The 26,128-nt window shown below is 59.9% G+C and carries 28 protein-coding genes; 15 read left to right on the forward strand and 13 right to left on the reverse strand.

Annotated features, from left to right (window positions below; genetic code table 11):
- Positions 1–32 precede the first annotated feature (32 nt).
- The 7 genes from ACNOHI_RS08245 to ACNOHI_RS08275 are packed head-to-tail and all read left to right on the forward strand — an operon-like array spanning position 33 to position 6,608.
- Positions 33–974, forward strand: coding sequence for an agglutinin biogenesis protein MshI (locus ACNOHI_RS08245; RefSeq protein ID WP_420474190.1), 942 nt, complete (start codon positions 33–35; stop codon positions 972–974).
- Positions 971–1,726: a PilN domain-containing protein gene (locus tag ACNOHI_RS08250; protein ID WP_420474191.1), complete on the forward strand. Its 756-nt coding sequence runs from the start codon at positions 971–973 to the stop codon at positions 1,724–1,726. The genes ACNOHI_RS08245 and ACNOHI_RS08250 overlap by 4 nt, the downstream gene beginning before the upstream one ends.
- A complete protein-coding gene (locus ACNOHI_RS08255) occupies positions 1,723–2,442 on the forward strand; it encodes an MSHA biogenesis protein MshJ (RefSeq protein WP_420474192.1) in 720 nt (239 codons plus the stop codon). Before ACNOHI_RS08250 ends, ACNOHI_RS08255 begins: the two co-directional genes overlap by 4 nt.
- Positions 2,427–2,831 (forward strand): MSHA biogenesis protein MshK, encoded by a 405-nt coding sequence (locus tag ACNOHI_RS08260; RefSeq protein WP_420474193.1) that lies wholly within the window; start codon positions 2,427–2,429, stop codon positions 2,829–2,831. Before ACNOHI_RS08255 ends, ACNOHI_RS08260 begins: the two co-directional genes overlap by 16 nt.
- Entirely contained in the window at positions 2,831–4,588 is a 1,758-nt protein-coding gene (mshL, locus tag ACNOHI_RS08265) for a pilus (MSHA type) biogenesis protein MshL (protein WP_420474194.1), read from the forward strand. Before ACNOHI_RS08260 ends, mshL begins: the two co-directional genes overlap by 1 nt.
- A gap of 2 nt (positions 4,589–4,590) precedes the next feature.
- Positions 4,591–5,487 carry an ExeA family protein gene (locus ACNOHI_RS08270; protein WP_420474195.1) on the forward strand — a complete coding sequence of 299 codons (897 nt, stop codon included), beginning with the start codon at positions 4,591–4,593 and terminating at the stop codon, positions 5,485–5,487.
- The gene (locus ACNOHI_RS08275) at positions 5,484–6,608 is read left to right on the forward strand and encodes a tetratricopeptide repeat protein (protein ID WP_420474196.1); all 1,125 of its coding nucleotides are present in this window, start codon (positions 5,484–5,486) and stop codon (positions 6,606–6,608) included. Before ACNOHI_RS08270 ends, ACNOHI_RS08275 begins: the two co-directional genes overlap by 4 nt.
- A gap of 59 nt (positions 6,609–6,667) precedes the next feature.
- Here ACNOHI_RS08275 and ACNOHI_RS08280 read toward each other — a convergent pair whose 3' ends face one another.
- The 5 genes from ACNOHI_RS08280 to ACNOHI_RS08300 all read right to left on the reverse strand — a co-directional run bounded on the left by ACNOHI_RS08280 (position 6,668) and on the right by ACNOHI_RS08300 (position 10,796).
- Positions 6,668–7,258: a TIGR00730 family Rossman fold protein gene (locus ACNOHI_RS08280; RefSeq protein WP_420474197.1), complete on the reverse strand. Its 591-nt coding sequence runs from the start codon at positions 7,256–7,258 to the stop codon at positions 6,668–6,670.
- Positions 7,259–7,301: 43 nt separating this feature from the next.
- Complete coding sequence (locus ACNOHI_RS08285) at positions 7,302–8,075, reverse strand: hypothetical protein (RefSeq protein WP_420474198.1); 774 nt, start codon at positions 8,073–8,075, stop codon at positions 7,302–7,304.
- A 12-nt stretch (positions 8,076–8,087) separates the two neighbouring features.
- A complete protein-coding gene (locus ACNOHI_RS08290; RefSeq protein WP_420474199.1) occupies positions 8,088–8,753 on the reverse strand; it encodes a TetR/AcrR family transcriptional regulator in 666 nt (221 codons plus the stop codon).
- 186 nt (positions 8,754–8,939) lie between these two features.
- Positions 8,940–10,181: a patatin-like phospholipase family protein gene (locus ACNOHI_RS08295; protein WP_420474200.1), complete on the reverse strand. Its 1,242-nt coding sequence runs from the start codon at positions 10,179–10,181 to the stop codon at positions 8,940–8,942.
- Between the two features lie 90 nt (positions 10,182–10,271).
- Positions 10,272–10,796 (reverse strand): phasin family protein, encoded by a 525-nt coding sequence (locus ACNOHI_RS08300; RefSeq protein ID WP_420474201.1) that lies wholly within the window; start codon positions 10,794–10,796, stop codon positions 10,272–10,274.
- 206 nt (positions 10,797–11,002) lie between these two features.
- Between ACNOHI_RS08300 and ACNOHI_RS08305 the strand changes: the two genes are divergently transcribed.
- Complete coding sequence (locus ACNOHI_RS08305) at positions 11,003–12,991, forward strand: SDR family oxidoreductase (protein ID WP_420474202.1); 1,989 nt, start codon at positions 11,003–11,005, stop codon at positions 12,989–12,991.
- Between the two features lie 59 nt (positions 12,992–13,050).
- On the opposite strand, the gene ACNOHI_RS08310 is transcribed toward ACNOHI_RS08305, so the two are convergent.
- Positions 13,051–13,521 (reverse strand): fasciclin domain-containing protein, encoded by a 471-nt coding sequence (locus tag ACNOHI_RS08310; protein ID WP_420474203.1) that lies wholly within the window; start codon positions 13,519–13,521, stop codon positions 13,051–13,053.
- Between the two features lie 118 nt (positions 13,522–13,639).
- Here ACNOHI_RS08310 and ACNOHI_RS08315 point away from each other — a divergent pair, with 118 nt between their 5' ends.
- The gene (locus tag ACNOHI_RS08315) at positions 13,640–14,296 is read left to right on the forward strand and encodes a VOC family protein (protein WP_420474204.1); all 657 of its coding nucleotides are present in this window, start codon (positions 13,640–13,642) and stop codon (positions 14,294–14,296) included.
- Positions 14,297–14,383: 87 nt separating this feature from the next.
- Positions 14,384–15,349 carry a magnesium/cobalt transporter CorA gene (gene corA / locus ACNOHI_RS08320; RefSeq protein ID WP_420474205.1) on the forward strand — a complete coding sequence of 322 codons (966 nt, stop codon included), beginning with the start codon at positions 14,384–14,386 and terminating at the stop codon, positions 15,347–15,349.
- Here the strand turns inward: corA and ACNOHI_RS08325 are convergent.
- The 3 genes from ACNOHI_RS08325 to ACNOHI_RS08335 are packed head-to-tail and all read right to left on the reverse strand — an operon-like array spanning position 15,335 to position 18,480.
- Positions 15,335–16,315: an esterase/lipase family protein gene (locus ACNOHI_RS08325; protein WP_420474206.1), complete on the reverse strand. Its 981-nt coding sequence runs from the start codon at positions 16,313–16,315 to the stop codon at positions 15,335–15,337. The two genes, corA and ACNOHI_RS08325, sit on opposite strands and share 15 nt — an antisense overlap.
- 3 nt (positions 16,316–16,318) lie before the next feature.
- Positions 16,319–17,956 (reverse strand): GMC family oxidoreductase N-terminal domain-containing protein, encoded by a 1,638-nt coding sequence (locus ACNOHI_RS08330; protein ID WP_420474207.1) that lies wholly within the window; start codon positions 17,954–17,956, stop codon positions 16,319–16,321.
- Positions 17,957–17,964: 8 nt separating this feature from the next.
- The gene (locus tag ACNOHI_RS08335; RefSeq protein ID WP_420474208.1) at positions 17,965–18,480 is read right to left on the reverse strand and encodes a hypothetical protein; all 516 of its coding nucleotides are present in this window, start codon (positions 18,478–18,480) and stop codon (positions 17,965–17,967) included.
- A gap of 141 nt (positions 18,481–18,621) precedes the next feature.
- Here ACNOHI_RS08335 and ACNOHI_RS08340 point away from each other — a divergent pair, with 141 nt between their 5' ends.
- Positions 18,622–19,350: an FFLEELY motif protein gene (locus ACNOHI_RS08340; RefSeq protein ID WP_420474209.1), complete on the forward strand. Its 729-nt coding sequence runs from the start codon at positions 18,622–18,624 to the stop codon at positions 19,348–19,350.
- A gap of 6 nt (positions 19,351–19,356) precedes the next feature.
- Here ACNOHI_RS08340 and ACNOHI_RS08345 read toward each other — a convergent pair whose 3' ends face one another.
- The 4 genes from ACNOHI_RS08345 to ACNOHI_RS08360 all read right to left on the reverse strand — a co-directional run bounded on the left by ACNOHI_RS08345 (position 19,357) and on the right by ACNOHI_RS08360 (position 21,480).
- Positions 19,357–19,863, reverse strand: coding sequence for an RDD family protein (locus ACNOHI_RS08345; RefSeq protein ID WP_420474210.1), 507 nt, complete (start codon positions 19,861–19,863; stop codon positions 19,357–19,359).
- A gap of 9 nt (positions 19,864–19,872) precedes the next feature.
- Complete coding sequence (locus tag ACNOHI_RS08350; RefSeq protein WP_420474354.1) at positions 19,873–20,451, reverse strand: DUF3106 domain-containing protein; 579 nt, start codon at positions 20,449–20,451, stop codon at positions 19,873–19,875.
- A 61-nt stretch (positions 20,452–20,512) separates the two neighbouring features.
- Complete coding sequence (locus ACNOHI_RS08355; protein WP_420474211.1) at positions 20,513–20,914, reverse strand: DUF3619 family protein; 402 nt, start codon at positions 20,912–20,914, stop codon at positions 20,513–20,515.
- On the reverse strand, positions 20,911–21,480 hold the full coding sequence (locus tag ACNOHI_RS08360; protein ID WP_420474355.1) for an RNA polymerase sigma factor: 570 nt from the start codon (positions 21,478–21,480) through the stop codon (positions 20,911–20,913). The genes ACNOHI_RS08355 and ACNOHI_RS08360 overlap by 4 nt, the downstream gene beginning before the upstream one ends.
- A gap of 510 nt (positions 21,481–21,990) precedes the next feature.
- On the opposite strand from ACNOHI_RS08360, the gene ACNOHI_RS08365 reads away from it, so the two are divergent.
- The 4 genes from ACNOHI_RS08365 (at position 21,991) to ACNOHI_RS08380 (ending at position 26,079) form a co-directional block, all read left to right on the forward strand.
- Complete coding sequence (locus tag ACNOHI_RS08365) at positions 21,991–23,706, forward strand: acetolactate synthase 3 catalytic subunit (RefSeq protein ID WP_420474212.1); 1,716 nt, start codon at positions 21,991–21,993, stop codon at positions 23,704–23,706.
- The gene (gene ilvN / locus ACNOHI_RS08370) at positions 23,706–24,197 is read left to right on the forward strand and encodes an acetolactate synthase small subunit (protein ID WP_088710378.1); all 492 of its coding nucleotides are present in this window, start codon (positions 23,706–23,708) and stop codon (positions 24,195–24,197) included. Before ACNOHI_RS08365 ends, ilvN begins: the two co-directional genes overlap by 1 nt.
- Positions 24,198–24,232: 35 nt before the next feature.
- Positions 24,233–25,249 (forward strand): ketol-acid reductoisomerase, encoded by a 1,017-nt coding sequence (ilvC, locus tag ACNOHI_RS08375; RefSeq protein ID WP_420474213.1) that lies wholly within the window; start codon positions 24,233–24,235, stop codon positions 25,247–25,249.
- 95 nt (positions 25,250–25,344) lie between these two features.
- Positions 25,345–26,079, forward strand: a complete 735-nt coding sequence (locus tag ACNOHI_RS08380) for an SIMPL domain-containing protein (protein WP_420474214.1) — start codon at positions 25,345–25,347, stop codon at positions 26,077–26,079.
- Positions 26,080–26,128: the final 49 nt, after the last annotated feature.

Genomic DNA, 26,128 nt, shown 5'->3' on the forward strand with positions numbered 1-26,128 from the left:
AGCTTCGAAACATCAATATCTCTCTGATTTTCATGCGTTTTTTTTCAAAAGCGAAGCGCCCCGGATGGCTCGCGATGAACCTGCGCGAGGACGGGTTGAGGCTCGCCCATGTGAAGCGTGATGGTAGTGACAAACCCGTTGCGACCATGGCTGCGTACTACCCCAATATCGATGCCGACCTGGGGGAGTTGATCGCGCGCGTCAACAAGGAAGTGGAGCTGTCGCGGTATCACTGCAGCCTGTTGCTGGATCCCGGCCAGTATCAGTTTTTCACCGTCGACGCGCCCAATGTCCAGCCGGAAGAGATCAAGACGGCAATTCGCTGGCGGGTCAAGGACATGCTCGACTATCGCGTGGACGACGCCGCCATTGACGTCGTCGACATCCCGGTCGACAAGGAATATGCCGCACGCGGACATTCGATGTTCGTGGTCGCGGCTCGCAACCAGCTGATCCAGGAAAAGATCACGCTTTTTTCCGAATCCAAGGTTGCCGTGTCGGTGGTCGACATTCCCGATATGGCGCAGCGCAACCTCTCGGCGTTGATGGAGCCTGAGGGCAGGGCAGTTGCCTTCCTCGTCTTTACCAGCGAGGGTGGTCTGCTGACCGTGAGCTTCCAGGGAGAGCTGTATCTTTCGCGACGCATCGAAGTCACGCAGGACGACCTTGCAACGGAGGATTCGGACCGGCGCCATGCGCTGTTCGACCGCGTGACGCTTGAAGTGCAGCGTTCGCTGGACCATTTCGACCGGCAGTTCCACTTCATTACGGTAGCAAGGCTGGTGCTTGCCGCGGGCCAGGATCCCGGGCTTGAGAACTACATGCGCTCCAACCTGTATCTTTCGGTCGAACCCTTCGAACTCGAGACGGTGATCGACCTCTCCCAGTGCGGCGCTTTGGCCAACGGCGGCGACCGGCACAAGTTCCTCATGACCCTTGGCGCGGCCCTTCGCGTGGAGGAAAAGGAGCTATGAGCCAGCAGATCAATCTTTTCAGCCCGGTCTTTCTCCAGAAGCAGAAATACTTTTCCAGCATTGCCATTGCACAGGCAACGGCCGTGCTGCTGGTGGCGGCGATCGGGATGAGCGCGTACACCGAATACAAGCTGGAGGCATTGGTGCGCGAGGCAAAGGCCTCGGATGATCGGCTTGCCCGCACCGCGGTCCAGCTCAAGGAAGTGACCAGCCAGGCGACACCGAAGGAAAAGAGCAAGGCGCTGGAGGAGCAACTCAAGCGCGCCGAACTCGAACTGAAGGCCGAGGAGCGCGTGCGTGACTTCCTCAAGACGGGCGAACTCGGCAACACGCATGGCTATTCGGAGTTCTTCCGCGCCTTCTCGCGCCAGATCGGCGAGGGCATCTGGCTGACCGGATTCACGATTGTCGGCCCGGGGGCCGAGATGAGTGTGGATGGCAGGGCCGTGCGCGCGGACCTGATTCCCGCCTATATCGGCCGTCTCCGCGCGGAGCCGGTCATGCAAGGGAAGACGTTTGCCGCGATTGACATGAAATCGGTGCAGCCGGCGCCGAAGTTGCCACCTGCGCAGCCCGGGGCCGCGCAACCGGCCCAGCCCGCTCCGGTCCCGGGGCCGCAATCATTGCCGAAACCACCTTCTTACATCGAGTTTTCACTCGTGTCGTCGGGGTTGAAGCCTCGACTGGCAGATGCGCAAGGCGCAGCGATACCGGGGCAAATTCTCCCGTCCTCCATCGGGGAGATGAAATGAAGCAGCGCCTGATACTTCTCGCCAAGCGAATCGACGGGATGACCCTGCGCGAGCGCGGCGTCATCTTCGCCGCCAGCGCGGTTGTACTGTTCTCGCTGTTCAACAGCCTTGTGTGGGACCGGCAGGCAGCGAAGCAGAAGCGCCTGCAGGCGCAGATCCAGGATAACCAGCAGAAAGCCGCCGAGGTGCAGACGCAGATTCTGCAAAAGGCCTATGCGATCAAGCATGATCCGGATGCGCAGGAAAAGGCGCGGCTGAAGGAGCTCGAGCAGAGGATAGAACAGGCGCGCGACGACCTCTCCAGGCTGCAAATGAGCCTGGTGTCTCCTGATAAAATGCCGGATTTGCTGGAGGGAATTCTCAAGCGTCAAGGCGGACTGAAGCTCGTCAGCATGAAGAGCCTTCCCCCCGAACTGCTTAATCAGCCGCAGGATGAGGTCCAGCCGCCCGCGCAGAAGCTGGCCGCGACACTCCCCGTGCCCGGTGCAGCCGCCAAACCTGCATCGCCGGCGCGCGGAGTGATCTACAAGCATGGTGTGGAACTCGTCGTGCAGGGTGGCTACACGGAACTGATGGGCTACCTCGTCGCGTTGGAAAACGTCAAATGGCAGTTGTTCTGGGGCAGGGCAAAGTTGAATAGCACTGCCTATCCAGCGGCATCCCTGACGCTGACTCTCTACACTTTGAGCACGGATGAAAAATGGCTGAACCTGTAAGGAGGATGATTCGGCTGAAGGGATTTGCGGCGTCCGCGCTTGCCGCGCTGCTGCCGGTATTGGCGGCGGCACAGTCCCTTCCGGATCCCACGCGTCCTCCTCCTGCTTTCATCGAACCTGGCGCAACGGGGGAGAGCGCTGCCGAGGGCAGCGAGGCTCCCGAACTCCAATCCATCCTTGTCTCGAAACACCGCAGGCAGGCTGTCATTGGCGGAAAAGTCGTGACCGTCGGCGATTCCGTCGGCCAGGCAAAGGTGGTCCGGATTTCCGAGGACAGCGTCCTGCTGAGGACCGGGAAGCAGATCGAGACACTCAAGCTGTTTCCTGATATTGAAAAGCGCAAGGTCGCAACGCATAAGAACCGTGCGCGCGCAGCAGTTACCGAATAATGACAACACAACGCCAAACAGTGGAAAAGACGATTCTCGCGCTGGCCGTCGCCAGCCTCGTCGCGTGCGCCCCGCAGATCCCGAAACGGGAAACGTACAACCTGATCGACGCCGAACTGACGAAGGCGGCCCAGCAAGGCACCGGGACACGGCCGGGCGATGCCGTCTCCGAAGCGCTGCTGCCGCCGCTGAAGGTCGAGATCCCCACGCCTTCGGCGCCGGCCGAGGAACGCTTCAACGTCACCTTCAACAATGTGCCGGCCAAGCATTTCTTCCTCTCGCTCGCCACCGGAACGCGTTACAGCATGCTGGTGCATCCGGACGTGAGCGGAACGATCTCTGCGAACCTCAAAGATGTCACGCTGTTCGAAGCGCTGGAGGTGATCCGCGAGCTCTACGGCTATGAATACCGTGTCGAAGGCGCGACCATCATCATCAAGCCGCTGACGATGCAGACGCGCGTGTTCCATGTCAATTACCTGAGCGCGAACCGGCGAGGCACGTCGGACACGCGAGTAACGTCCGGCTCGATCTCCGACAGCTCGAACAACCAGCAATCGGCAGGTAACACGGGGAGCACGAATAGCGGCGCCACCGAGACCCAAACAACCTTCAACAGCAGCCGGATCACGACTTCGTCGGTGAGCGACTTCTGGGTGGAACTGAAGGCATCAATCGAAGCCATCATGGGCGGCCGGGAAGGGCGCAGTGTCGTCATCAGTCCGCAGTCCGGCGTGGTGGTTGTGCGCGGCATGTGGGATGAGCTGAGAAACATCGAGGCCTATCTCCGTGCAACACAGGCATCGGTCGACAGGCAAGTGATCCTCGACGCAAAAATCCTCGAAGTCGAGCTCAACGACAGCTTCCAGTCGGGGATCAACTGGGCGGCGTTCAGAGCCGGCAGCCATACCAGCATCGGCTCGGCCGGCCTGCTTACCCAAGGAGCGACGCTGTCGCCGCCGACGGCGAGCGGCGCTCCCGTGGCACTCACGAGTACGGCCCAGCCCGGCTTGATCGCGATACCCGGAAGCACCATCTCTGCGCCATCCCCGACCGGTGGAACGGCTGCCGGCACGACACCGGCCTCCCTGTTCGGCATCGCCTTCCAGAGCACCAATTTCGCCGCGCTGCTCTCGTTCCTCGAAACGCAAGGCACAGTGCACGTCCTCTCCAGCCCGCGCATCGCGACGATGAACAATCAGAAGGCCGTGCTCAAAGTCGGCAAGGACGAGTTCTTCGTGACCCGCATCAGCACGAACACCTCGGCCACCGGTGCAACGACGACCACCAGCCCCACGGTGACTGTCCAGCCTTTCTTCTCTGGCGTGGCACTCGATGTGACGCCGCAGATCGACGAGCAGGGCAACATCATGCTGCACGTACATCCGTCAGTGAGCAACGTCTCGACCATCGACAAGCCGCTGAACCTTGGCACGCTCGGCACCTTCAACCTGCCTCTGGCCTCCAGTGCAATCTCCGAAACCGACAGCATCGTGCGCGGCAGGGACGGCCAGATCGTCGCCATTGGCGGACTGATGCGCCAGGCCTCGATTTCGGACCGCTCGGGCCTTCCGGGGGCCGGCGACGCGCCGGGACTGGGCGCACTGTTCCGCAATACGAAGGAGTCGCTGCAAAAGCGCGAACTGGTCATCCTGCTCAAGCCGACGATCGTGCAGGGGAATAACTGGTCGCGGGACATCATCGACGCGCAGGGACGGATCCAGGGAATGGCGCCGCGCAACGGCAACGGTCAGTAAGCATGTACAGGTCTCATTTCGGTCTGCACGAACTGCCGTTCGGCATCACGCCCGACACAAGCTATTTCTTCGCCTGTTCGACGGCGCAGGAGGCGCTCAACACGCTGCTCGTGGCGGCGAACAATGGCGAAGGGTTCATCAAGATCACCGGGGAGGTCGGCACCGGGAAGACGCTGCTTTGCCGAAAGTTCATGGCGGCGCTCGGCCCCGAGTTCGTCACTGCTTACATTCCCAATCCCTTGCTCGAGCCGCGCACGCTCATGCTCGCGCTTGCGGATGAACTCGATATCGCACTCGAGAAGGATGTCGACCAGCACCAGTTGCTCAAGTCGATCAACCACAGGCTGCTGGTGCTGGCACGTGAGGAGAAAAGGGTGCTGTTATGCCTGGACGAGGCGCAGGCGATTCCCATTGAAAGTCTCGAAGCCTTGCGCCTGCTGACCAACCTGGAAACCGAAAAGCGCAAGCTCTTGCAGATCGTCCTGTTCGGCCAGCCGGAGCTGGACGCAGTGCTGGAACAGGACAAGATTCGCCAGCTCATGCAACGCATCACCTTCCACTACCGCTTGCGTCCGCTCACCCGCGACGATCTCGAGTTCTACGTGTCGCACCGCCTGCGTGTAGCCGGATACACCGGCGCCCGCTTGTTCGAACAGGCAGCGATCGGTGCGCTCTACCGCGCCAGCGGAGGGTTGCCGCGTCTCGCCAATATCGTTGCCCACAAGGCGCTGATGCTTGCCTTCGGCGAAGGCCGGCAACAGGTCTCCGCTGCGCACATTAGTGTCGCCGCGAAGGATACGGGAGCTGCGCGTCCAGGCCTGAACACGCGGTATGCTGCGGCGGCACTGTTCGTCTGCGCGACGGTTGCCGCAGGAACGGCCTGGGTGTTTCTCCAATGAGTCTCATTAATAAAATGCTGCAGGAGCTGGACGCGCGACGCCCGGAAGGCGGCGCAGCGCCGGTGCACAATGCACAGGTTCGTGCTGTTCCTGTCCCAAGGCGGGGCCGTTTGGCGTGGGGAGGCGTCGCCGTGGCGGCCGGTGTGGTTGGCCTCGCTGCGGCTGCATGGTTCTGGAAGGAGCGGGCCGCCCATGTGGCTGTGGTGCCGCCGCTTCCAAAGCAGGAAGTGACGCCGAAACAAGATGCGCAGCCACAGCAGGAATCGCTGCCGGCGGAGGTTTCGCATCCGCTGCGCGACCTGCCGCTGAAGCTGGACCTGACCCTGGAACCACAGGCCAAACCATCGTTTCCAATGGAAGCGAAGCCGACAGTTCCAGTTGCACCGAAGGAGACGCTGACCACTTCCCCGTCAACACCCAAAGCTCAGGTTTCGGATGCTGCCGAACGTGAGCCGGCAAAGAGCAAGTCTATCGCACCAGCAGCTCCCACCGCAGCGCGTGCTGACAAGGATGCCGTTTCCGACATCCCGGTCAAGGAATTAACCCCGTCGCAGATGGCGGAAAACGAATACCGCAAGGCGCTGACACTGATCCAGCAGGTAAGACGCAGTGACGCCATCGCCGGGCTGGAGCGTGCGCTGCAGTTGGATCACCGCCATGCGGCATCCCGCCATGCGCTGGTCGGCGTGCTGATTGACGCCAAACGGACCGACGATGCGATGCGCCAGGCTGCGGAGGGACTGGCTGTGGACCCGGCACAGACCGGAATGGCAATGATCCTGGCCCGGCTGCAGGCTGACAAGGGCGAGACGAAGATGGCCATCGAGACCCTCGAGCATTCCCTCCGCTTCGCGTCCGGCCGCCCTGAGTATTACGCCTTGCTGGCGGCCTTGCTGCAGCGCGACCAGCGCCACAAGTCGGCTGCGGAACACTTCGCAACAGCGCTCAAGGGAAATCCGCAAAACGGGGCATGGTGGATGGGCCTCGGCATTTCTTTGCAAGCGGACGGCCGGGCTGCCGAGGCCATTGACGCCTACAAGCGTGCAAAGGCGACGAACACGCTGTCGAACGAGCTTTTCGCCTTCGTGGAAGGCCGCCTCGGACAGTTGCAGCCCCGATAAGGTGCAGGAGTTGCCAGTCCGAATGACAGGCGAGCGTCCTCCGCGACGCGGTGAGTCTGCTAGATCGTCTTGCGCGCGGTTTCCGGATCAAGGACGCCTTCCGGCCCGCCCCTGAAGGCCGACATGCGGGCAAGCAGCTGTTCCGGATCATTCTCCGCAATCAGCAATCCGGCCTGTTTTTGCTTCAGGAACCCTTCTTCCACGACGTGCTTCAGGAATCCGGTCAGGCCGTCGTAGAAGTGATTGACGTTCAGCAGGCCGATCGGCTTGGTGTGAAAGCCGAGCTGGGACCAGGTAAAAATCTCGAACAGTTCCTCCAGCGTCCCGATCCCGCCAGGCATCGCTACGAATCCGTCAGACAAGTCTGCCATCATCGCCTTGCGCTCGTGCATGTTGCGCACGACGTGGAGATGAGTGAGGCCGCTGTGCGCCACTTCCTTGTCAACCAGCGCCTGAGGAATGACGCCCGTCGCGCGACCTCCCAGCCGCAACACCTCGTCGGCAACGACACCCATGAGGCCGACATTGCCGCCGCCATAAACTAGTTCGATATTCCGCTCGACCATTGCCTTCGCAAGAGCGCGTGCACCGGCGGCATAAATGTCGAGGCGTCCGATAGACGCCCCGCAGTAGACACAGAGAGATTTCATACGCACATGTTACCCTGCCGCCGTTGATTCCTGCGGCGCTCGGTCATTCTTCCAGTTCCGCTTTGGCCAGTTCCACGTCCAGCCGTTCCATCGCATCGACAGGTTCGCATGCCGCGGCTTCCTCATACAGCTTGACCGCCTCTTCCATCTTCTTCTTGCCTTCCAGCATGACGAGTCCGTTCGCGTATTCAACACGCGAGATGGCAGAGTCGGGATTGAGCTTCAGGGCAGCTTTGAAAAACTTGAGTCCGTCTTCTTTTTTTGCACCGTAGGTCAGTCCGCCGATCATTGCACCTACCTTGTCGATGATTTCGGCGTGGTAGGTGCCGAGACCGATGTGGGCATCCGCATGTTTCGGCGCTAGCTTCACGGTAGTGTCCAGGCTGTTCTTGACCTTGTTGCCGATGCCTTGCGACAGGGCCTTCACGATCGAAATCCCCTGCGCGTAGCGGCCGAGCGCGTAGGCATGCCAGTACCAAGCCGCCGCGTTCTTCGGCTGTTCCTTCTGCTGTGCCTCGCAACGCTCCGCGACCTCCTCGAACATGGCGAGCTTCTTTTTCTCGGACTTTTCCAGATAGTTGGCGTAGATCGCGGTCGCCTTGTTGGCCACGGAGTAGCCGTCCATGCCGGCTGCAAGGCCCAACTTGGCTGCTTTCTCGAACTCCCCCGCGTGGAAGGCGATCCATGCGTCCACCAGTGCCGCATCCTTTGGGAAGGGTTCGGCGTCGCCAGCATGCAGGCGCGCCCAGGCCTTCTTCAGGCTGGCCGGCGTGTGGACATACGAATCGTCGGGATAGGGGAATTTGCTCCATGCCATGGTGTGTTGTCCTTACTTGAGTTTTTTCAGGTATTCCTCGGAGAGCTTTTCGAACAGCAGGTGCGTCTCGCCCCGGAGGTAGGGCCCAAGCAGCGACAGAACCTGATAACAGCCGCGCGCCAGCGCTTCTGCCATCGCTTCCTGCTCGGTGTATTTGCGTGGATTGCGCACGTATTCGTACGACAGCCAGTAAGTGGCGACGACGACGATGTTGGTCGCCAGCGCATCAATTTCGTGGTCGCTTGCTTCCAGCGCCTGGTCGCTGCGCAGGCCCTGGCACAGCTGCTGCGCCACCTTGGTCTTGTGCGCGAGAATTTGCTTGAAGTGCAGTTCCAGCTTGCGGTTGCGCGAGAGGAGGTCGGACAGATCGCGGTAGAAGAAGCGGTAGCGCCATACCAGTTCGAACATCAGGTGCAGATAGAGCCACACGTCCTCGATGTTCGGGCGGCGGTCTGCGGGCACGGCCAGCATGCGACCGATCTCGGCTTCGAATTGCGCGAAGAGCGAGTTGACGATGTCGTCCTTGTTCCGGAAGTGGTAGTACAGGTTGCCGGGCGAGATGTTCATCTCTTCGGCGATGACGGTGGTGGTGATGTTCGGCTCACCAAATTCATTGAACAGCCGCAGCGACAGTTCGAGAATCCGTTCCCGCGTGCGCCGAGGGGCTTTGTGTTGCATGAGCGCTGCCTCCCATTTGTATTCTGGATTTTTTGTAGGTGTTGGGTCTACAAATGGCCGTGCCCGGGAGTGGCGTCCGGACCCAGGGCGCGGTGCGCTTCCCGGATCCCGTTCACGTACTCGGCGATTTGTGAACCGGGGTCTAGCATAACACCGATGATTCAATCCAGATACCGCGTCCATCAACTATCCCGCGGCGATTTTCAGGTGCCGTTCAAGGCTGTTGAGGGTGTCGTTCAGGCGCTGGAGTCCGAAGCGGTCTTCCTTGTCCGTGACGGGCTTTTTGACGAGCGTGAGGCTACTATCGCGCAGGACGGGCAGTTTCAGGCGCAGGCCGTTCCGCTCGAGCAGTGGGCCAATCTCCTTGCGGCGCTGCCAGAGCATCATGCGGGTGTTCTGGTAGGCGTTCTCGCACATGCGTCGCCGGCTGTTGTAGCTGAACAGGTTGGTGAAGAACATGTCGGCATCTTCCGTACTGGGCTCGACGAGCAGGATGTCCGTTTCCGGGTAGTTGACCATGTAGTTGGACATGCCGATCTCGACGCGCGAATGGATGATCGCGCGCAGCGTCTGCGACAGCACTGCCAGCAGCCCGCCCTGGGCGAGTTTGCCCGGCTTGTGCAGCGAGCGCGCATTGTAGGGGACGATCGGGTTCACGCAGACCAGGATGTCGACTTCCTCCTCGAGCGCTATCGACGCATGCAGCGTCTTGCGCAATGCGCCGTCGACGAAATAGCGGCCGCCGATCTCGACCGGGGGGAATAGTCCCGGCACGGCCGCGCTCGCCTGGGCCGCCTTCGAAATCGGCACATGATCCCATCCTGCGCGCCCGAAGCGAACGGCTTCCCCTGAATCGAGATCCGTCGCGACGATCACAAGCTTCTGCTTCAGTTCACGGAAGTCGTTCGTACGGCCAGCGGCGGCGAATGACTGCTGCATGAATTCGTGGATGCCTTCCCCGGAGAAGATGCCGGTAGGCAGCACGGCTTTCAAGCGTTCCAGGGAACTGGTCAAGGTGGTCTTGCCGCGACGCGTCGCGTAGTGAAGCAACCCGCCGGCGAGAAGGATCGGGAAGGCCGCCGCACGGATGCTGAATTCTTCCCACGCGGGCCTGAGCAACATTTCCGGTTTGAACAGCTCTTCATGCGGCTCACCCATATCGCTTTCGACAAACAGGCGGCACATGTCGTGCGGAGTGATCCCGTTGGCCAGGCCCGCCGCGATGATGCCGCCTGCACTGATGCCGACATAGATCGATGCATCGTTGAGATCCAATCCTTCGATCGATTCTTCCAGCGCGGCCAGTGCGCCGATTTCGTACACGGCACCCAATGGGCCTCCGCCTGCAAGCGCAAGGCCGATCCGTCCGGCGTGACGGCGCTGTACGGGTTTGGCAGTGGCGTTCTTCTGGATGCGCTTGGAAGTCATGGGACGATCGATAGGGCGAGAAGCAAAAAGGGGCCTGTGGGTTGCACAAGCCCCTTGGATTGCGCAAGGAACGCGGCAGTCAGCCGACGATTACTTGGCAGCAGTCTTCCTGGCAGCCTTCTTCGCAACCACTTTCTTGGCTGCCGGTTTTGCGGCTGCCTTCTTCGCCACCGGCTTCGATGCGGACTTCGTTGCAGCCGGCTTCTTGCCGGAGAGGGCGGCGACTGCTTTGCTCAGCTCTTCGACGCGCTTGGTCAAGGTCTGGATGTCATCCTGCGTCGGTACCCCGAGGCTCTTGAGTGAGCGCGAGACACGATCCTCGAACACCTGCTCCAGCTTGTCCCAGGAACCGGCAGCCTGCTTGCTCACGTTGTCGGCCATCTTGACCACGGTCCCCGTCACATCGGAGACTTTGCCGTTGGCGAGTTGCTGGGTACGCTTCTGCAGTTCGGTGCCTTCCTTGACCAGTTTCGCGAAGACCTTGCCGCCTTCTTCCTGCGCCTTCGCGAATGCGCCGAGACCGGCTTGCCAGATCTGTTGTGCGGACGTCCGGACGGCTTCTGCCAGTTGCGAGTCGTCGGACTGGGCCAGTGCCTTCAGTTTCTTGACCATCATGTTCTCCCATCGTTGGTTGACTGGACGCCGGCTCAACCGACGCGCTTCTTGATGCTTGCAGTGTAGGTATCAAAACTAGAGATCGGGTTCTAAAGCCGTAGAGCACGCGTTCTAAATGGGAAGCCGGGAAGGGTCATGCGCTTGCCAATACGAATGCACCCTGCAATGATTGCATGTCACCAAATTCGAACAAAAAGGGAGGCAGCATGCAGTATTTCGTTACGGGAGCCACAGGCTTCATCGGAAAGCGGCTGGTCAAGAAGCTGCTGGCCCGCAAGGGGAGCGTCGTCTACTTCCTTCTCAGGGAGGAAAGCAAGTCGAAGGTACCTGCCTTGCTCGAGTATTGGGGCACAACGAAGTCGAAGGCCATCCCGGTCTACGGCGACTTGCGCGCCGCCAGGCTTGGCGTGTCGAAGGAAGACACCAAGGCACTGGCCAAGAACATCGACCACTTCTTCCACCTCGCCGCTATCTACGACCTCAAGGCAGACGCCGAAGCGCAGATGGCAGTAAACATCGATGGCACGCGTAACACTGTTGCGTTCGCCAATGCCATCGGTGCCGGCTGCTTCCACCATGTCAGTTCGATTGCCGCCGCAGGATTGTTCGAGGGCATTTTTCGCGAGGACATGTTCGACGAGGCAGAAAACCTCGATCATCCGTATTTCGCCTCCAAGCACGAATCCGAGAAGATCGTGCGCAAGGAATGCAAGGGCACCTTCCGCGTGTATCGCCCTGGGCTAGTCGTCGGCGATTCGAAGACCGGCGAAATGGACAAGATCGACGGTCCCTATTACTTCTTCAAGCTGATCCAGCGCATTCGCCAGATCCTTCCGCCCTGGATGCCTACCATCGGTTTGGAAGGCGGCCGGATCAATATAGTCCCCGTGGATTACGTTGTGGATGCCATGGACCACATCGCTCACCAGCCCAAGCTGGATGGCAAATGCTTTCACCTGACCGACCCCGAGCCGATGCGTGTCGGCGACGTGTTGAATACCTTCGCGCGTGCCGCCCACGCCCCGACGATGAGCTTGCGCATCAACGCGGCCCTGTTCGGCTTTGTGCCCAAGTCGATCAAGAAGGGCATGATGGCGTTGACGCCGGTACGCCGCGTGAAGTCGGCCATCATGAAGGACCTGGGGTTGCCGGATGACCTGATGCAATTTATCAATTATCCGACGCGCTTCGACAACCGGGATGCCGCTGCCGCGCTGAAGGGGAGTGGTATTACTTGTCCCCGACTTGAGGATTACGCCTCGCGCATCTGGGACTACTGGGAACGCAATCTCGATCCGGACCTGTTTATCGACCGCACGCTGCGCGGACAGGTGTCGGGCAAGGTCGTGCTGGTCACGGGCGGCTCGTCAGGCATTGGTCTGGCAGCGGCGCACAAGCTGGCGGAGGCTGGCGCGATCACCATCATTTGCGGCCGCGACGAGGAAAAGCTTGCGGAGGCCAAGCGTGAAATCAACGAGCGCGGTTTCGAGGTCATCACCTATCCGGCGGACGTTGCCGACATGGCTGACTGCGACCGTTTCGTCAAACTGTTGATCGAGAACCACGGTGGCGTCGATATCCTGGTCAACAATGCGGGGCGGTCGATCCGTCGCGGCATCGAATCGAGTTATGACCGATTCCATGACTTCGAGCGCACCATGCAGCTGAACTACTTTGGTGCCCTGCGCCTGACGATGGGCTTGCTGCCGAAGATGGTCGAACAGCGCCGCGGCCACGTGATCAACATTTCATCGATCGGTGTGCTCACGAATGCGCCGCGCTTCTCTGCGTACGTGGCGTCGAAGGCGGCACTGGATGCGTGGACGAATTGTGCCGCGTCCGAGTTCGCGGATATGAACATCAAATTCACCACGATCAACATGCCGCTGGTGCGCACGCCCATGATTGCGCCGACGAAGATTTACCAGAACGTGCCGACGCTCTCGCCGGAGGATGCCGCCGACCTCATTGCCGAAGCAATCGTGCACAAGCCGGTGCGCATCGCCACACGCCTCGGCATTCTCGGCGAAGTCATGCATGCGTTGATGCCACGTGTCGCGCACATCATCATGAACACCAGCTTCCGCATGTTCCCTGATTCGGATGCGGCAAAGAATAACGGCGACAAGAAAATCCCGCAGATGAACGCGGATCAGATCGCGCTGCAGCAGTTGCTGCGTGGCGTCCATTTCTGACGCGCAACACGAATCTGGAGTAGCAAACGCCCGGACCGACCGGGCGTTTTTTTGCGTGGCTATTTCCTCGGGAGAACGACAGCGTCGATTTCGTGGATCACGCCGTTGTCGGCCAACATGTCGCTCTGGATGACATTGGCATTTTCGACCGTCACCTTGCCGTTGTCCGACTTGAGCGTCACGGTATCGCCCTGGATGGTTTGCACTTCGCCGGGTTTGACGTCGGCGACCATCACCTTGCCGGGGATCACGTGATGTGCCAGTATTTCAGCGAGTTTCGCCTTGTCTTTCATCAGGGAATTAACCGTGCCTGGCGGCAGCTGGTTGAACGCGGAGTCGCTTGGTGCGAAGACCGTGTAGGGTCCGGAATTTTTCAGCGTATCCGTAATGCCGGCAGCCTTGGCCGCCGCCAGGAAAGTTTTGAAGGATCCGGACGTAGACGCTGTCTCGACAAGGTCTGCACCCCACGCGAACGGTCCGAGGGATGACAAGGCAATGGCCGCTACGATGGCAGCGCGGGATCGTTTCATGAAACCTCCTTGTTGAAAAGCACCGAAAGATGTCCCGGTACTGTTTGATAGTTGCGGGAACAACAGAAAAGTTCAAACCAAAGGCCGATCGACGGCCACGCATGTATCTGGAGAAAGTATGCGTCCCATTGCCTCCACACTCGACCATATCGTTATCGTCGCTTCCGCCCTCGAAGAGGGTGTTGATTTCTGCGAAAAGAAGTTGGGTGTGAAGCTTGCGCCGGGTGGCGAGCACATCCGTGTCGGCACCCACAATGCGCTGTTGAACCTCGGCAGCGGTGTCTACATGGAAGTCATTGCCGTCAATCCCAAGGCCGCGGCAACAGATTGCCCCCGCTGGTTTGGCATGGACTGGCCGGAACAGCGCAAGCGTGCGGCAGGCGGTCCTTATCTCGCCACCTTTGTCGCCAGGACAAACGATATTTCCCATGCCGTGACGGAACTCTCGCAGCTTGGCCCGGTGCGAGACATGCAGCGCGGCGCGCTGGAGTGGCGGATCACGATTCGCGATGACGGCGCCCTCGTGGAAGGCGGCACGCTGCCGACCGTCATCCAATGGCCGGACGGCGCGCATCCCACGCAGAAGATGCCGGCATCAGGCTGCAGCCTGGTTCGACTGGACGTATTCCACCCGCAACCCACGCACCTGCGAGAGGCATGGCGGCGTATTGGCCTTGCTGAAGATGAGCGACTTCGTATCGCCAGTGCGGCATCCTCGCCACCCGGTCTCGTTGCGCATGTTGCGACACCTGCAGGCATCGTAACGTTAAACTGATCATGCATTCCGTCAAGCAAGGAACGCTGCATTCCGTGTAAGCTCGGAGGAATGCAGGCTCATCACACTATGCGTTCGGAGAACCCCATGCTGATCAATTGTGTTGCCTATCAGGACGGCAAGCGCTTGAGCGATGTGCCGCTCGACAGGATCAACGCGTATCTCCATCTCCCCGATTGTTTTGTCTGGGTCGCTTTGAAGGATGCCCAGCCCCAGGAGCTCAAGGTCCTGCAAGCCGAGTTCAACCTGCACGAGTTGGCGGTAGAGGACGCGCTGCACGGCCATCAGCGGCCCAAGATCGAAGAATACGGTGATTCGCTGTTTGCCGTGGTCCATATCATCGAAGCGGCCGGCGGCGAACTGCGCGTCGGCGAACTCGATATCTTCGTGGAAGAGAACTATGTTGTCTCGGTGCGCAATGGGAGCGAACAGGGGTTCCTCGGCGTACGCGCGCGCTGTGAGCGCGAGCCGCAATTGCTGAAGCAGGGATCAGCATTTGTGTTCTATGCGTTGATGGACGCCGTGGTGGACCGCTACTTCCCGATTATCGAAGCGCTGGAAGAAGAGCTGGAGACGGTCGAGGACCAGATCTTCGAGAAGGGATCGCAGCGGGCCAATATCGAGCGCCTCTACCAACTCAAGCGCAAAGTGACGACGCTCAAGCATGCGGTATCGCCGCTCATGGAAGCATCGGCAAGGCTCTATGGCGGCAGGGTGCCGCGCATCTGCGTGAATACGCAGGAGTACTTCCGCGACGTGTATGACCACCTCTACCGCATCAACACGTCGATCGACAACATCCGCGACACCATTGCGACCGCCATCCAGGTGAACCTCTCGATGGTGACCATCGAAGAAAGCGAGGTCAACAAGCGGCTGGCCGCATGGGCGGCCATCTTTGCCGTCGCAACCGCCTTCGTTGGCATTTGGGGCATGAACTTTGAAGTCATGCCGGAACTGAAGTGGAAGTACGGCTATCCGGCGGCATTATGTTTTGTCGCCGTCGTATGTGCCTACCTGTACCGGCGATTCAGGAAGTCAGGCTGGCTTTAGCGCAGCGTGCGCAGGCAGTGGTTGCGCGACCCGCGCAGACGCATCGCGCACCTCGCGGATAACCATGGCCTGCACGTCGGGATCGAATCCGAGCGCAACATGCCCGATGCCGCTCAGCTCGATATTCTTTGCGCCCTCAAGATGGGACGATGTCTGCGGTGAAATGATGTTGTCGTGGTGGGAATAGATGGACACGATCAGGTGATAGATCGACGGGTTCTCTCCCGCCTTCAGTGTCCGCAGCCATTCGCTCGCCAGTCCCTCCTGTTCCGTCGCGGTCCAGCGCATCTGCTCGGTGTTCAGGCCGACACCAAAATGGGCAAGGGCCGTGCCGTGGTGCGGGGTTCCCAGCGTAATCAACCGCGCAACATGGCCGCTTCCATGGTCGCGCAAATACGCGCGCGATGCCAGCCCACCCATGCTGTGGGCCACGATGACGACCTTGTCGCGGCCGGTCTCCTTGCACAGTGTTTCGATCGCATCATGAATTAGTGGAGAATATTCGTCGATTCCGCCGATCACCGGCTCAAGGTCGATCGCGTGGTGCGCGATCTTCGCCTTCTCCAGGGCCAGGCTCATGGAATGCCAGTAGCCGCTGTTGCATCCGTAACCGTGGACCAGCAGGACAGGCAGGCCTTGCGAGCGCGCCGGAATGCGCGTCGAAAAGGTGCGGAAGGGCATGGTCCACGAGGAAGCGGTCATGGTCGCCCGGTACTCGCCGAGGAATAAGCGAAGGCCTTGCCACAGTCCGATCCGGTGTTGCATGGGCAGCTTGCTCCTGGTGCGTGACGCAAGCAGGAAATTGTTTCCCGTAATGACCAGCCGTGCCATGACGACGAGACCGAGGCCAAGCAGACCCGCCAGTAAGGCATTGTCGAGATGGAGGAGTGGCATCGCCGCAGCAGCAAATGCCGCCGCGGCAAGCAGTTGGAACAGCAGCAATAGTCTCGTGATTCGTGCAACCATGCATCAAACCGCAGTGGGCGTCGGTGCCGGCTTTCCCGTGAGTTCGTTTGCCAGCGTACTCGCCAGCTTAGCGGTGATTCCGTAGATCGACAACTGCGGGTTGGCGCCGATGGATGTGGGGAAGAGCGAGCCGTCGTGCACCGACAGGTTGCTCAACCCGTAATACCGCCCGGCCGACGAGACGACGCCGAGTTTCGCATCGTCCGACATGCCACATCCTCCCATCACATGAGCGGACACGACGCGCGACAGCAGCGGCTTGTAGGGCAGGTTGTTGATGGCTGTCTTCGCCGCATCCCATTTGGAGTAGCCTTCCGCAACTTCATGCACCGGGTACACCGTTTTCGCTCCAGCGGCGAACTGGATTTCCGCCATCGTCAGGAGCGAGCGCCGCACGCCATCCCAGACGAAATCGGAAATCGGATAGTCCAGGACGGGCGAACCATCATCCTTCAGCTGCACGGTGCCGCCGGGCGACTGCTCGTGGAAGCCGTCACGCAGTAGCGCGAGCAGTGCATGCGTATTGGCGAATTGTTTCATCATCGCCGTGTGCTGTTCCCCGAAACCATGCATCGTCGATGCGAAAAGCAGGGGATGCAACGGAGGCGCTTCCAGCTTGTAACCGATCGGGCCATCGATCGGTTGGGTTTCGAGAAAGTGATCGGAATAGATGGTTTGCGGCGCCCCGGAAAATCCTTCCACCTTGTGGTCAAACAGCGCGGCGGAAATGATGGTGGGATGCAGGAAGGTGCGTTTGCCGAGCAAGCGATGCGGATCGGGAGCGCCGGAACGCATCAGCAGCGCGGGGGAATTGATGGCGCCGCCGGCGACGACGTAGTGCCTGGCATGGACGACGATTGTCTTTCCTGTCGGCGCCAGGCCATCGCTATCGAGCGCGACACAAGACACGCCGCTCACCTTGTCGCCCTTCATCAGCAGCTTCTCTGCCCTCGCACGCGTGACTAGCGTCGCGCCATGGGTGAGGGCGGCGGGAATGGTGGTCACGAGCATCGACTGCTTTGCGTTCGTCGGACAGCCCATGCCGCAGTAGCCGAGATTCCAGCATCCCTTTACATTGCGCTGGATGGCCGCGGCGGGAATGCCAAGCCTGGCTGCGCCGCGCTTGAGCAAGTCGTTGTTTTCGTTCGGCGGCGTCAGCCACACACCGATGTTCAGCCGCCGCTCCATCATCGCAAACCACGGCGCCATTGCGTCGGGCGTGAAATCCTTCAGGCCGTATTTGGCCTGCCAGTAGGCAAGCGTCGTATTTGGGGTGCGAAAGCTGGATGTCCAGTTAACCGTTGTCGAGCCGCCTACGGCCCGTCCCTGGAGAATGTTGATGGCCTTGTCCCTGGTTTTTCGAGCACCCGTTTCCTGGTACAGCGTCGGGTAGGCCTGCGCTTCCCGCATCTTGAAGTCTTTCGACGACTTCAGCGGGCCTTCCTCGATGAGAACGACGTTCAGTCCGGCCAGCGCGAGGATTTCCGCTGTCACACCGCCACCCGCTCCTGTGCCGATGATTGCCACGTCGGCCTCGATGCGCTTGCTCTCCTGCACGGAAGATGCATCAATGACTTTCCAGCCTGAGGCCAGACCGGCCTGGATCGGATCGGGAATGGAAGTGCTGGAAGAATTTGTCATGGTGCCTCTCAATTGAATTCCCTGGCCGGACCGGGATAGCCGATGGCCGCCCAGGTCGACTCGTGCGAATACCACGCGCCGGTGATGAGATCGTGCAGGCCGAGATAAGCCCCCTGGAACAGGGCAATGCGGCTGTAGCGCCAGTCATGCAAGAACGCAGCGACATCGGCGGGCTTCGCCTGGTTCCAGTCGTCGGGAACGCCGGCAAGCAGACGCCGCGATGGACCGAGTGCAAGCAGGGCAAACAAGTCCTGCACCTCCTTCTGCGCGGAAAGGGGCAGGCCGTGGATTGCGTCAACCGCGCGCTTGATCGCCGCGTCGATGTCGCCAGGCGTCGTTACTGCACCCTTGAGCATGGCCGGGACGATCGCCGCGAGCACCGCTCTCGCCACGTCATTCAAGATGAACGGGCCAGGTGTTTCCGCAGGACGTGTGATGCGATACAGGCCGCCGGCCGTCGCAAGCGCGAGCGCACCGAGCAGCCCGACCTTCAGGAATGAACGCCGGGATGAGTTAGTCGCCATGTCTCCATCTCTTTCTTTGTCTTTTTTGCAGTGTACTCCACCGTATTCTCTGCTACCCGGTGCAAAGTAGAGCTCTAGCTCTAGTCGAACTTTTTTTGCGCCACCCGTGCGTACGTGGGGCAAAATCAACCTATGGAAAACGTGCGATACCAACGCGATCAATCCGGCAACGCAGGCAAGCGGGAAGCGGCATCCGTTATTCGTCGCGAACTTGGCGAGGTGATTGCTGCCCGGAAGTCCGCCGGGTCCGACCCGGTGCTTCATGCCGCCCGCGTCGCGGTTCGCTCCTTCCAGGCCCAGCGCATGGCCGACACCCACGCAGACCTGTTGCATGCGCCCGGCACGAAGGCGGCTGCTCAGTTTTTCCTCGCGGATCTCTACGGATCGGACGACCTGACGCAACGCGATGCGAGTCTCGAGCGTGTTGTCCCGGCAATGGAAAGGATGCTGCCGGCCACGGCATTGTGGGCAGTGGCGGAGGCCGTATCCCTCGACGCTTTATCGGAAAAGCTGGATGCCGCCATGGCAATGCGGCTTGGCGCAAACTTTACGGAAGCGGACTATATCGCTGCCTACAGACAGTCGGGAACACGAAAAGACAGGGAGCGGCAAATTCGCCATGTCGAGTCGGTGGGGCGTGCGCTCTGTGAACTGGTTCGCATCCCGTTGATCGGCAGCACGCTGGCGATGATGCGCGGCCCTGCAAAAGTGGCCAATCTCGCCGAGCTGCAAAGTTTTCTCGAACGTGGCTTCAAGGCCTTCAAGGAAATGAAAGATCCTGCAGCATTCGTCGCCACGGTGGTCCACCGGGAGCAGGGGATCATGAAGAGGCTTTACGCCGGCGAGCCCCAGCCGTTCGCCGGCATCTGACGGAACTTACTTTGCCGGCTTCTTGCCGGGGGGATCGAATGTAATCAGGCGCGTGCCCGCGATGCGATCATGCAGAAACTGGCGGTGTGGATCCAGGAATACGGCCAATGCCCAGAGGACCACGTTCGCGGCAGGAATAAGGACAAGCATCCACTCCTTTGCGCCCATTGCCCATGCGGCGACAAGCCCCGGCATCACCCACAGCCATGACAGGAAGAAGCGTCCCAGTGCACGACTGACGCCAACGGGCGATCCATCTGATGCCACAAGGCGAATACGCCAGGTCTGCATGGCAAGCGTCTGCCCGCCATGGGTCCAGAACCACACAAAATAGACCGCGAGCAGCAGCAGTAACCAATCCTGCATCAATCCGCGCAGGTATAGCGCATGCTTCTGCTCCATCAGGATGGAGAACAGTCCTCCGAATATGAACAGCACGGCAAAAATCAGCATGGATTCATAGACCATGCTGGCGAGGCGTCGCCGAAGCGTGGGTGTGGCTTGGGTATTCAATTGTTCAGCTTATTTTGAATTGGGCGGAGCGGGCGGCTGCAAGGCCGACTGGCTGGCGGCTTTGGGCGTGACGGATTGTTCAAGAACCGGTTTGGGTGTCGCCTTGATTGGCGGCAGCGGCTTGGGCTGCTTGTCCTGTGCGCCGGGAGGGGGGAGTGTGGCAACCTTCTTCTTGGCAGCGCTATCGGCGGCAAGCTTCTTCTTCTCTTCATCAGGCAACTGCTGATACTGCTCCCACTGGGCTGATTTCTGGTCCGGGTTCAACTTTTTGGCGCGCACATAGTTTTCGCGTGCCAGTCGCCGTTCCTCGGGCGTCAGCTTGACCCAGTCGCGCATGCGTTCCTGCATGCGTTGCTGCTCTTCCGGTTTCATCGAGCCGAACTTGTTGGCGATGGCAAGCCACTTGTTTTTGCGGACAGGTTCCAGCGTGTCCCATTCGCTCGCCAGGGGGGACAGCGCTTGTTGCTGTGCCGGACTGAGTTCTTTCCAGAGCGGCCTTGATGCTGCTGGTTGCGTGCTCGCGGGTTGTGCTGGTGCGGATTGCGCGGTTGCTCCCGGTGCAAGCGTTATGGCGGCCGCCAAAGGCACGGCCAAAAAGAAGACCGCCCGCAGTAGGCGGGCGGTCGGTGTAAATATCCATCGATTCATGTCAGTGATCCCGCGATGCCAGGAACGCGTTGAATCCGCTATCCAGATATGCGGACAGGGGCAATTCGTCAGCCAGGACCGCAACGTCCATTTCGGCGGTATCGCTGATATGCCGCTGCTCCACCTGGTAGATGCTTGCCATAAGTGCAAACAGCGCAACGACCGGCACCATCACACCCATACGACCCAGCCATGCAAGCGGTGCATTGACAAAACGTCCTGCCTCGCCGGCAAACAGGCGCTGCGGGACGAACACGCGCAGCCCGGATGTCTTCTTTTGTCGGGAGAGCGCCATTTTGCGAGCAGATGCCAGCTTTTCCGCGGTGGATTGCGGAAGTTTTTCCGCGCTTTCGTTAAGCGCGTGCCGTACCTTGTACGCGAAATTCAGTTCTCTGGTATTCATAATGTAATTCCCTTGGCTCTCAGCGCCTGGGCTAATGCATGTGTCGCGCGCGAGCAGTGTGTTTTGACGCTGCCCTCGGAACAGCCCATTGCTGCAGCCGTTTCGGCTACATCCATATCCTGCCAATAACGCATGAGGAAGGCTTCGCGTTGACGCGCCGGCAGCTTTTGAATCTCCTCATCGATGACCGCCAGCACCTGGTCGCGTTCGACCTTGTCCGCGCTCGACTCGGCAGCTTCCGACCCTTCTTCCGCCTCATAGGTTTCGAGCAGGTCGAAGTTCTCGTTGTCTTCGAGGTCATTTCCCATGCCTGAAAACAGGCTGACCCAGGTGCTGCGCACCTTTTCGCGGCGGAAGTAGTCGTGAATGGTGTTCTGCAGGATGCGCTGGAAGAGCATCGGCAACTCAGCCGCCGGTTTATCGCCGTACTTCTCCGCCAGCTTGATCATTGCATCTTGAACAATATCCAGCGCTGCCTCATCCTTGCGAACCGCGTAGACCGCCTGCTTGAAGGCTTTGCGTTCCACGGCTTCCAGGAAGCTGGAAAGTTCTTTTTCAGTTGCCATGCGAGGAGGCGTGTCGTCTTTCGTGCAGCGAAGAGGGTGGATGTTGGCGGGGCGGGTGCCGTCCGGCATCACTTTCCAAAACTGAGCGCATGCTAGCAAAAAAGGCGCGCACTGTGCATGGATTTTGCGGAAACCGCTTGATTCCTAAGGCTTTTGGTGGAAATTAACTTGACCAAAATGGTGCGACGCATTAACTTATGAGTCCCTTCGCATCCCCGAAGGACTGTCTTTTCTTGTGCGGCGCATAATGCCGCCTTTCGATCAGACGCGCTTTACTTTTAAAAGCTGTTTGCTCTAACCCACGCCACAAGCGTGAGAAATCCGTACCGGCACTTCAGGTACCCAGGCTGAACGAGTCGCGTTTAGCGTCGCTTTGAATCGCATCTACGGGTGCGCAACGAACCGGCGTGACCGCACAATCAAGGGAAGCCAAGGCACTGTTGTTCCGCACGGTTTTCGCCAGGAGAGGGCATCCGATCAATCTCCAATGGACCTTGAAAGGAACTAGCAATGAGTTCAGAAATCACAGGCGCGGAAATAGTCGTGCGTTGCCTGGCCGAGGAAGGCGTCGAACATGTGTTCGGGTATCCCGGCGGCGCAGTGCTCTACATCTACGACGCAATCTTCAATCAAGACAAATTCCAGCACATCCTGGTACGCCACGAGCAGGCGGCGATCCACGCTGCTGACGCCTATTCGCGCAGCTCGCAGAAAGTCGGCGTCGCCATCGTCACCTCCGGCCCGGGCGTAACCAACGCGGTTACCGGCCTTGCCACCGCCTACATGGATTCGATCCCGATGGTGATCATCTCCGGTCAGGTGCCGTCGCATGCGATCGGCCAGGATGCGTTTCAGGAATGCGACACGGTCGGCATTACGCGTCCGTGCGTGAAGCACAACTTCCTCGTCAAGGACGTCAAGGACCTGGCCGAGACGATCAAGAAAGCCTTCTTTATCGCCACGACCGGCCGTCCCGGCCCGGTGCTGGTCGATATCCCGAAGGACATCACCGTGCAGAAGTGCGCATTCGAGTACCCGAAAGAGGTCGAGATGCGTTCGTACAAGCCGGTCGACAAGGGCCATTCCGGCCAGATCCGCAAGGCGGTGCAGCTTCTGCTGACCGCAGAGCGCCCGATGATCTATACCGGCGGCGGCATCATCCTCGCGAATGCGGCTCCCGAGCTGAACAAGCTGGTCGACAAACTCGGTTATCCCTGCACCAATACCCTGATGGGTCTTGGCGGCTACAGGGCATCGAGCGACAAGTTCGTCGGCATGCCCGGCATGCACGGCACCTATGAAGCCAACATGGCCATGCAGCACTGCGACGTGCTGATCGCCATCGGTGCGCGCTTCGACGACCGCGTAATCGGCAATCCCAAGCACTTCGCCACCCATCCGCGCAAGATCATCCACATCGACATCGACCCGTCGTCGATTTCGAAGCGCGTGAAGGTCGATATTCCCATCGTCGGCAACGTCAAGGACGTGCTGGTCGAACTGCTGTCGCAGCTCGACGCCTCCGAAGCCAAGCCGAATGCGCCGGCACTCAGCGCATGGTGGCGCCAGATCAACGAATGGCGCGGCCGCGAATGCCTGAAGTTTGCGACTTCCAACGAAGTCATCAAACCGCAGGAAGTCGTGCGCAAGCTGTGGGAAGTGACCAAGGGCGACGCCTTCATCACCTCCGACGTCGGCCAGCACCAAATGTGGGCTGCGCAGTACTACAACTTCGACAAGCCGCGCCGCTGGATCAACTCGGGCGGCCTGGGCACGATGGGCGTGGGCCTGCCGTACGCCATGGGCGTGCAGATGGCCAATCCCGGCGCGACGGTGGCTTGCGTGACCGGCGAAGCCTCCATCCAGATGTGCATCCAGGAGCTCGCCACCTGCAAGCAGTACCACCTGACTCCGAAGATCATCCTGCTGAACAACCGCTTCCTCGGCATGGTCCGTCAGTGGCAGCAGATCGATTACGGCTCGCGCTATTCCGAGTCCTACATGGATTCGCTCCCCGACTTCAACATGCTGGTCGAATCCTTCGGCCACGTCGGCATGAAGATCGAGAAGCCGGGCGACGTTGAAGGCGCGCTGAAAGAAGCGTTCGGCATGAAGGACCGGTTGGTGTTCATGAACTTCATTACCGATCAAACCGAGAACGTCTGGCCGATGGTGAAAGCCGGCAAGGGCTTGACTGAAATGCTTCTGGGTTCGGAGGATCTGTAATGCGACACATCATCTCTGTTTTGCTTGAAAACGAAGCAGGCGCGCTGTCGCGTGTGGTGGGCCTGTTCTCCGCTCGCGGCTACAACATCGAAACGCTGACCGTGGCGCCGACCGAAGACACATCGCTGTCGCGCATGACGATTGTGACCACCGGTTCGGACGACGTGATCGAGCAGATTACCAAGCACCTGAACCGCTTGATCGAAGTCGTGAAGGTCGTCGACCTGACCGAAGGTGCGCATATCGAACGTGAGCTCATGCTCATCAAGGTGCGTGCCGTCGGCAAGGAACGTGAAGAAATGAAGCGTACCGCGGACATCTTCCGCGGCCGCATCATCGACGTGACTGAGAAGACGTACACTATCGAGCTGACCGGCAACAAGTCCAAGCTCGACGCCTTCATCGAATCGATCGACCGTACCGCGATCCTCGAAACCGTCCGTACCGGTGGTTCCGGCATCGGCCGCGGCGAGCGCATCCTCAAAGTTTAAATCCAGTACCAACACACCATAAGTTAGGAAAAGAAATGAAAGTTTTCTACGACAAAGACTGCGACCTGTCCCTCATCAAAGGCAAGAACGTCACCATCATCGGTTACGGTTCGCAAGGTCACGCACACGCACAGAACCTGAATGACTCCGGTGTGAAGGTCACCGTCGGCCTGCGCAAGGGCGGCGCATCGTGGGAGAAGGCAAAGAACGCCGGCCTGAACGTCGCTGAAGTCAACGAAGCAGTCAAGGCCGCCGACGTCATCATGATCCTGCTGCCGGACGAGAACATCGCACAGGTCTACACCGAAAACGTCGCTCCGAACGCGAAGCAGGGTGCGGTACTGGCATTCGCCCACGGCTTCAACGTCCACTACGGCCAGGTTGTGCCGCGTGCCGACCTCGACGTCATCATGGTTGCGCCGAAGGCTCCGGGCCACACCGTGCGCGGCACCTATGCCCAGGGTGGCGGCGTGCCGCACCTGGTCGCCGTGTACCAGGACAAGTCCGGCAGCGCCCGTGACATCGCCCTGTCGTATGCGATGGCAAACGGCGGCGGCCGTGCCGGCATCATCGAAACCAACTTCCGCGAAGAGACCGAGACCGACCTGTTCGGCGAGCAGGCTGTCCTGTGCGGCGGTACCGTCGAACTGATCAAGGCTGGTTTCGAGACGCTTGTGGAAGCTGGCTACGCTCCGGAAATGGCTTACTTCGAGTGCCTGCACGAACTGAAGCTGATCGTCGACCTGATCTACGAAGGCGGCATCGCGAACATGAACTACTCGATCTCCAACAACGCTGAATACGGCGAGTATGTCACCGGCCCGCGCGTCGTCACCGAAGACACCAAGAACGCCATGCGTCAGTGCCTGAAGGACATCCAGACCGGCGAATACGCAAAGAGCTTCATCCTGGAAAACAAGGCCGGCGCACCGACCCTGATTTCCCGTCGCCGCCTGACCTCCGAGCACCAGATCGAGCAAGTCGGCGAGAAGCTGCGCGCGATGATGCCGTGGATCAAGAAAAACAAGCTGGTCGACCAGTCCAAGAACTAAACGGACGGAAATACTTGGACAATCATTAAGATTGACCGGGTTGAGTAAAATGAATGGGGCGCGCCTGACGGTGCCGCCCCATTTTTTTATTGGAGATGTCGATGGTACGTTTTCTTGTCGGGCTCATGTTTTTTGCGGTGTCGGCAGTTGCGCACGCTCAGCAGACGGGCGGAACGCTTGTCATCGTTCCCGGATACGGCGAAGTCAAGCAGGCAAACGACGAGGCCCGTGCCACGCTGATGATTGAGGAGCAGGACAAGGACAAGGCTGCCGCCGCGTCGCGGGTCAACCTGAAAATGAAGCAGGGCACCGACATTGTCCGCAAGGAGGATCCGCAGGCAGTCCTGAAAACGCGCGGCTATTACACCTATCCTGTGTACGCGGACGATCCTGTACAACCGCGTCAAACCAATCGCGTTCGTCAGCCCGTCAGCTGGCGGGTCGGCCAATATCTGGAAGTCACCACGCCCAATCTTGCTAGCCTGCCGAAAACAATTTCAGCCGCACAGCGCATCCTCGCCCTGAACAGCCTGCATTTTGGCTTGACGGAGTCGACCAGCAAGAAACTCGAAGAGCAGCGCATAGCCGCTGCCTATCGCAACTTGACCGATCGTATTGCGGCGGTAGCAAAGGCCATGGGAAGAAATCCGTCGGATGCCGCAATCGAGACGGTGGATTTCGAAGCATCGGGGGCCTACGCTCAGGACACAGCCCCGGCGGCGAAGGCAATGCGCGCACCCATGGAAGTGATGCAGGTGGAAGAGCCGAGCTTCGAACCGGGCGAGACAACGCTGGGAATGCGCGTCGTCGGCAAGGTTCGCTTCCGATAGCGCCGGTGCAAAACATGCCGGAAGGTTACATTTGTTGCCCGGTCGTCTA

The sequence above is a fragment of the Noviherbaspirillum sp. ST9 genome (assembly GCF_048799745.1).
In the GTDB taxonomy this organism is placed as follows: domain Bacteria; phylum Pseudomonadota; class Gammaproteobacteria; order Burkholderiales; family Burkholderiaceae_D; genus Noviherbaspirillum.

What these genes read in the sequence shown, in the direction of transcription:
- ACNOHI_RS08245 (WP_420474190.1), top strand. Translation starts at nt 33, where the DNA reads ATGCGTTTTTTTTCAAAAGCGAAGCGCCCCGGATGGCTCGCGATGAAC.
- ACNOHI_RS08250 (WP_420474191.1), top strand. Translation starts at nt 971, where the DNA reads ATGAGCCAGCAGATCAATCTTTTCAGCCCGGTCTTTCTCCAGAAGCAG.
- ACNOHI_RS08255 (WP_420474192.1), top strand. Translation starts at nt 1,723, where the DNA reads ATGAAGCAGCGCCTGATACTTCTCGCCAAGCGAATCGACGGGATGACC.
- ACNOHI_RS08260 (WP_420474193.1), top strand. Translation starts at nt 2,427, where the DNA reads ATGGCTGAACCTGTAAGGAGGATGATTCGGCTGAAGGGATTTGCGGCG.
- mshL (WP_420474194.1), top strand. Translation starts at nt 2,831, where the DNA reads ATGACAACACAACGCCAAACAGTGGAAAAGACGATTCTCGCGCTGGCC.
- ACNOHI_RS08270 (WP_420474195.1), top strand. Translation starts at nt 4,591, where the DNA reads ATGTACAGGTCTCATTTCGGTCTGCACGAACTGCCGTTCGGCATCACG.
- ACNOHI_RS08275 (WP_420474196.1), top strand. Translation starts at nt 5,484, where the DNA reads ATGAGTCTCATTAATAAAATGCTGCAGGAGCTGGACGCGCGACGCCCG.
- ACNOHI_RS08280 (WP_420474197.1), bottom strand. Translation starts at nt 7,258, where the DNA reads ATGAAATCTCTCTGTGTCTACTGCGGGGCGTCTATCGGACGCCTCGAC.
- ACNOHI_RS08285 (WP_420474198.1), bottom strand. Translation starts at nt 8,075, where the DNA reads ATGGCATGGAGCAAATTCCCCTATCCCGACGATTCGTATGTCCACACG.
- ACNOHI_RS08290 (WP_420474199.1), bottom strand. Translation starts at nt 8,753, where the DNA reads ATGCAACACAAAGCCCCTCGGCGCACGCGGGAACGGATTCTCGAACTG.
- ACNOHI_RS08295 (WP_420474200.1), bottom strand. Translation starts at nt 10,181, where the DNA reads ATGACTTCCAAGCGCATCCAGAAGAACGCCACTGCCAAACCCGTACAG.
- ACNOHI_RS08300 (WP_420474201.1), bottom strand. Translation starts at nt 10,796, where the DNA reads ATGATGGTCAAGAAACTGAAGGCACTGGCCCAGTCCGACGACTCGCAA.
- ACNOHI_RS08305 (WP_420474202.1), top strand. Translation starts at nt 11,003, where the DNA reads ATGCAGTATTTCGTTACGGGAGCCACAGGCTTCATCGGAAAGCGGCTG.
- ACNOHI_RS08310 (WP_420474203.1), bottom strand. Translation starts at nt 13,521, where the DNA reads ATGAAACGATCCCGCGCTGCCATCGTAGCGGCCATTGCCTTGTCATCC.
- ACNOHI_RS08315 (WP_420474204.1), top strand. Translation starts at nt 13,640, where the DNA reads ATGCGTCCCATTGCCTCCACACTCGACCATATCGTTATCGTCGCTTCC.
- corA (WP_420474205.1), top strand. Translation starts at nt 14,384, where the DNA reads ATGCTGATCAATTGTGTTGCCTATCAGGACGGCAAGCGCTTGAGCGAT.
- ACNOHI_RS08325 (WP_420474206.1), bottom strand. Translation starts at nt 16,315, where the DNA reads ATGGTTGCACGAATCACGAGACTATTGCTGCTGTTCCAACTGCTTGCC.
- ACNOHI_RS08330 (WP_420474207.1), bottom strand. Translation starts at nt 17,956, where the DNA reads ATGACAAATTCTTCCAGCACTTCCATTCCCGATCCGATCCAGGCCGGT.
- ACNOHI_RS08335 (WP_420474208.1), bottom strand. Translation starts at nt 18,480, where the DNA reads ATGGCGACTAACTCATCCCGGCGTTCATTCCTGAAGGTCGGGCTGCTC.
- ACNOHI_RS08355 (WP_420474211.1), bottom strand. Translation starts at nt 20,914, where the DNA reads ATGAATACCAGAGAACTGAATTTCGCGTACAAGGTACGGCACGCGCTT.
- ACNOHI_RS08360 (WP_420474355.1), bottom strand. Translation starts at nt 21,480, where the DNA reads ATGGCAACTGAAAAAGAACTTTCCAGCTTCCTGGAAGCCGTGGAACGC.
- ACNOHI_RS08365 (WP_420474212.1), top strand. Translation starts at nt 21,991, where the DNA reads ATGAGTTCAGAAATCACAGGCGCGGAAATAGTCGTGCGTTGCCTGGCC.
- ilvN (WP_088710378.1), top strand. Translation starts at nt 23,706, where the DNA reads ATGCGACACATCATCTCTGTTTTGCTTGAAAACGAAGCAGGCGCGCTG.
- ilvC (WP_420474213.1), top strand. Translation starts at nt 24,233, where the DNA reads ATGAAAGTTTTCTACGACAAAGACTGCGACCTGTCCCTCATCAAAGGC.
- ACNOHI_RS08380 (WP_420474214.1), top strand. Translation starts at nt 25,345, where the DNA reads ATGTCGATGGTACGTTTTCTTGTCGGGCTCATGTTTTTTGCGGTGTCG.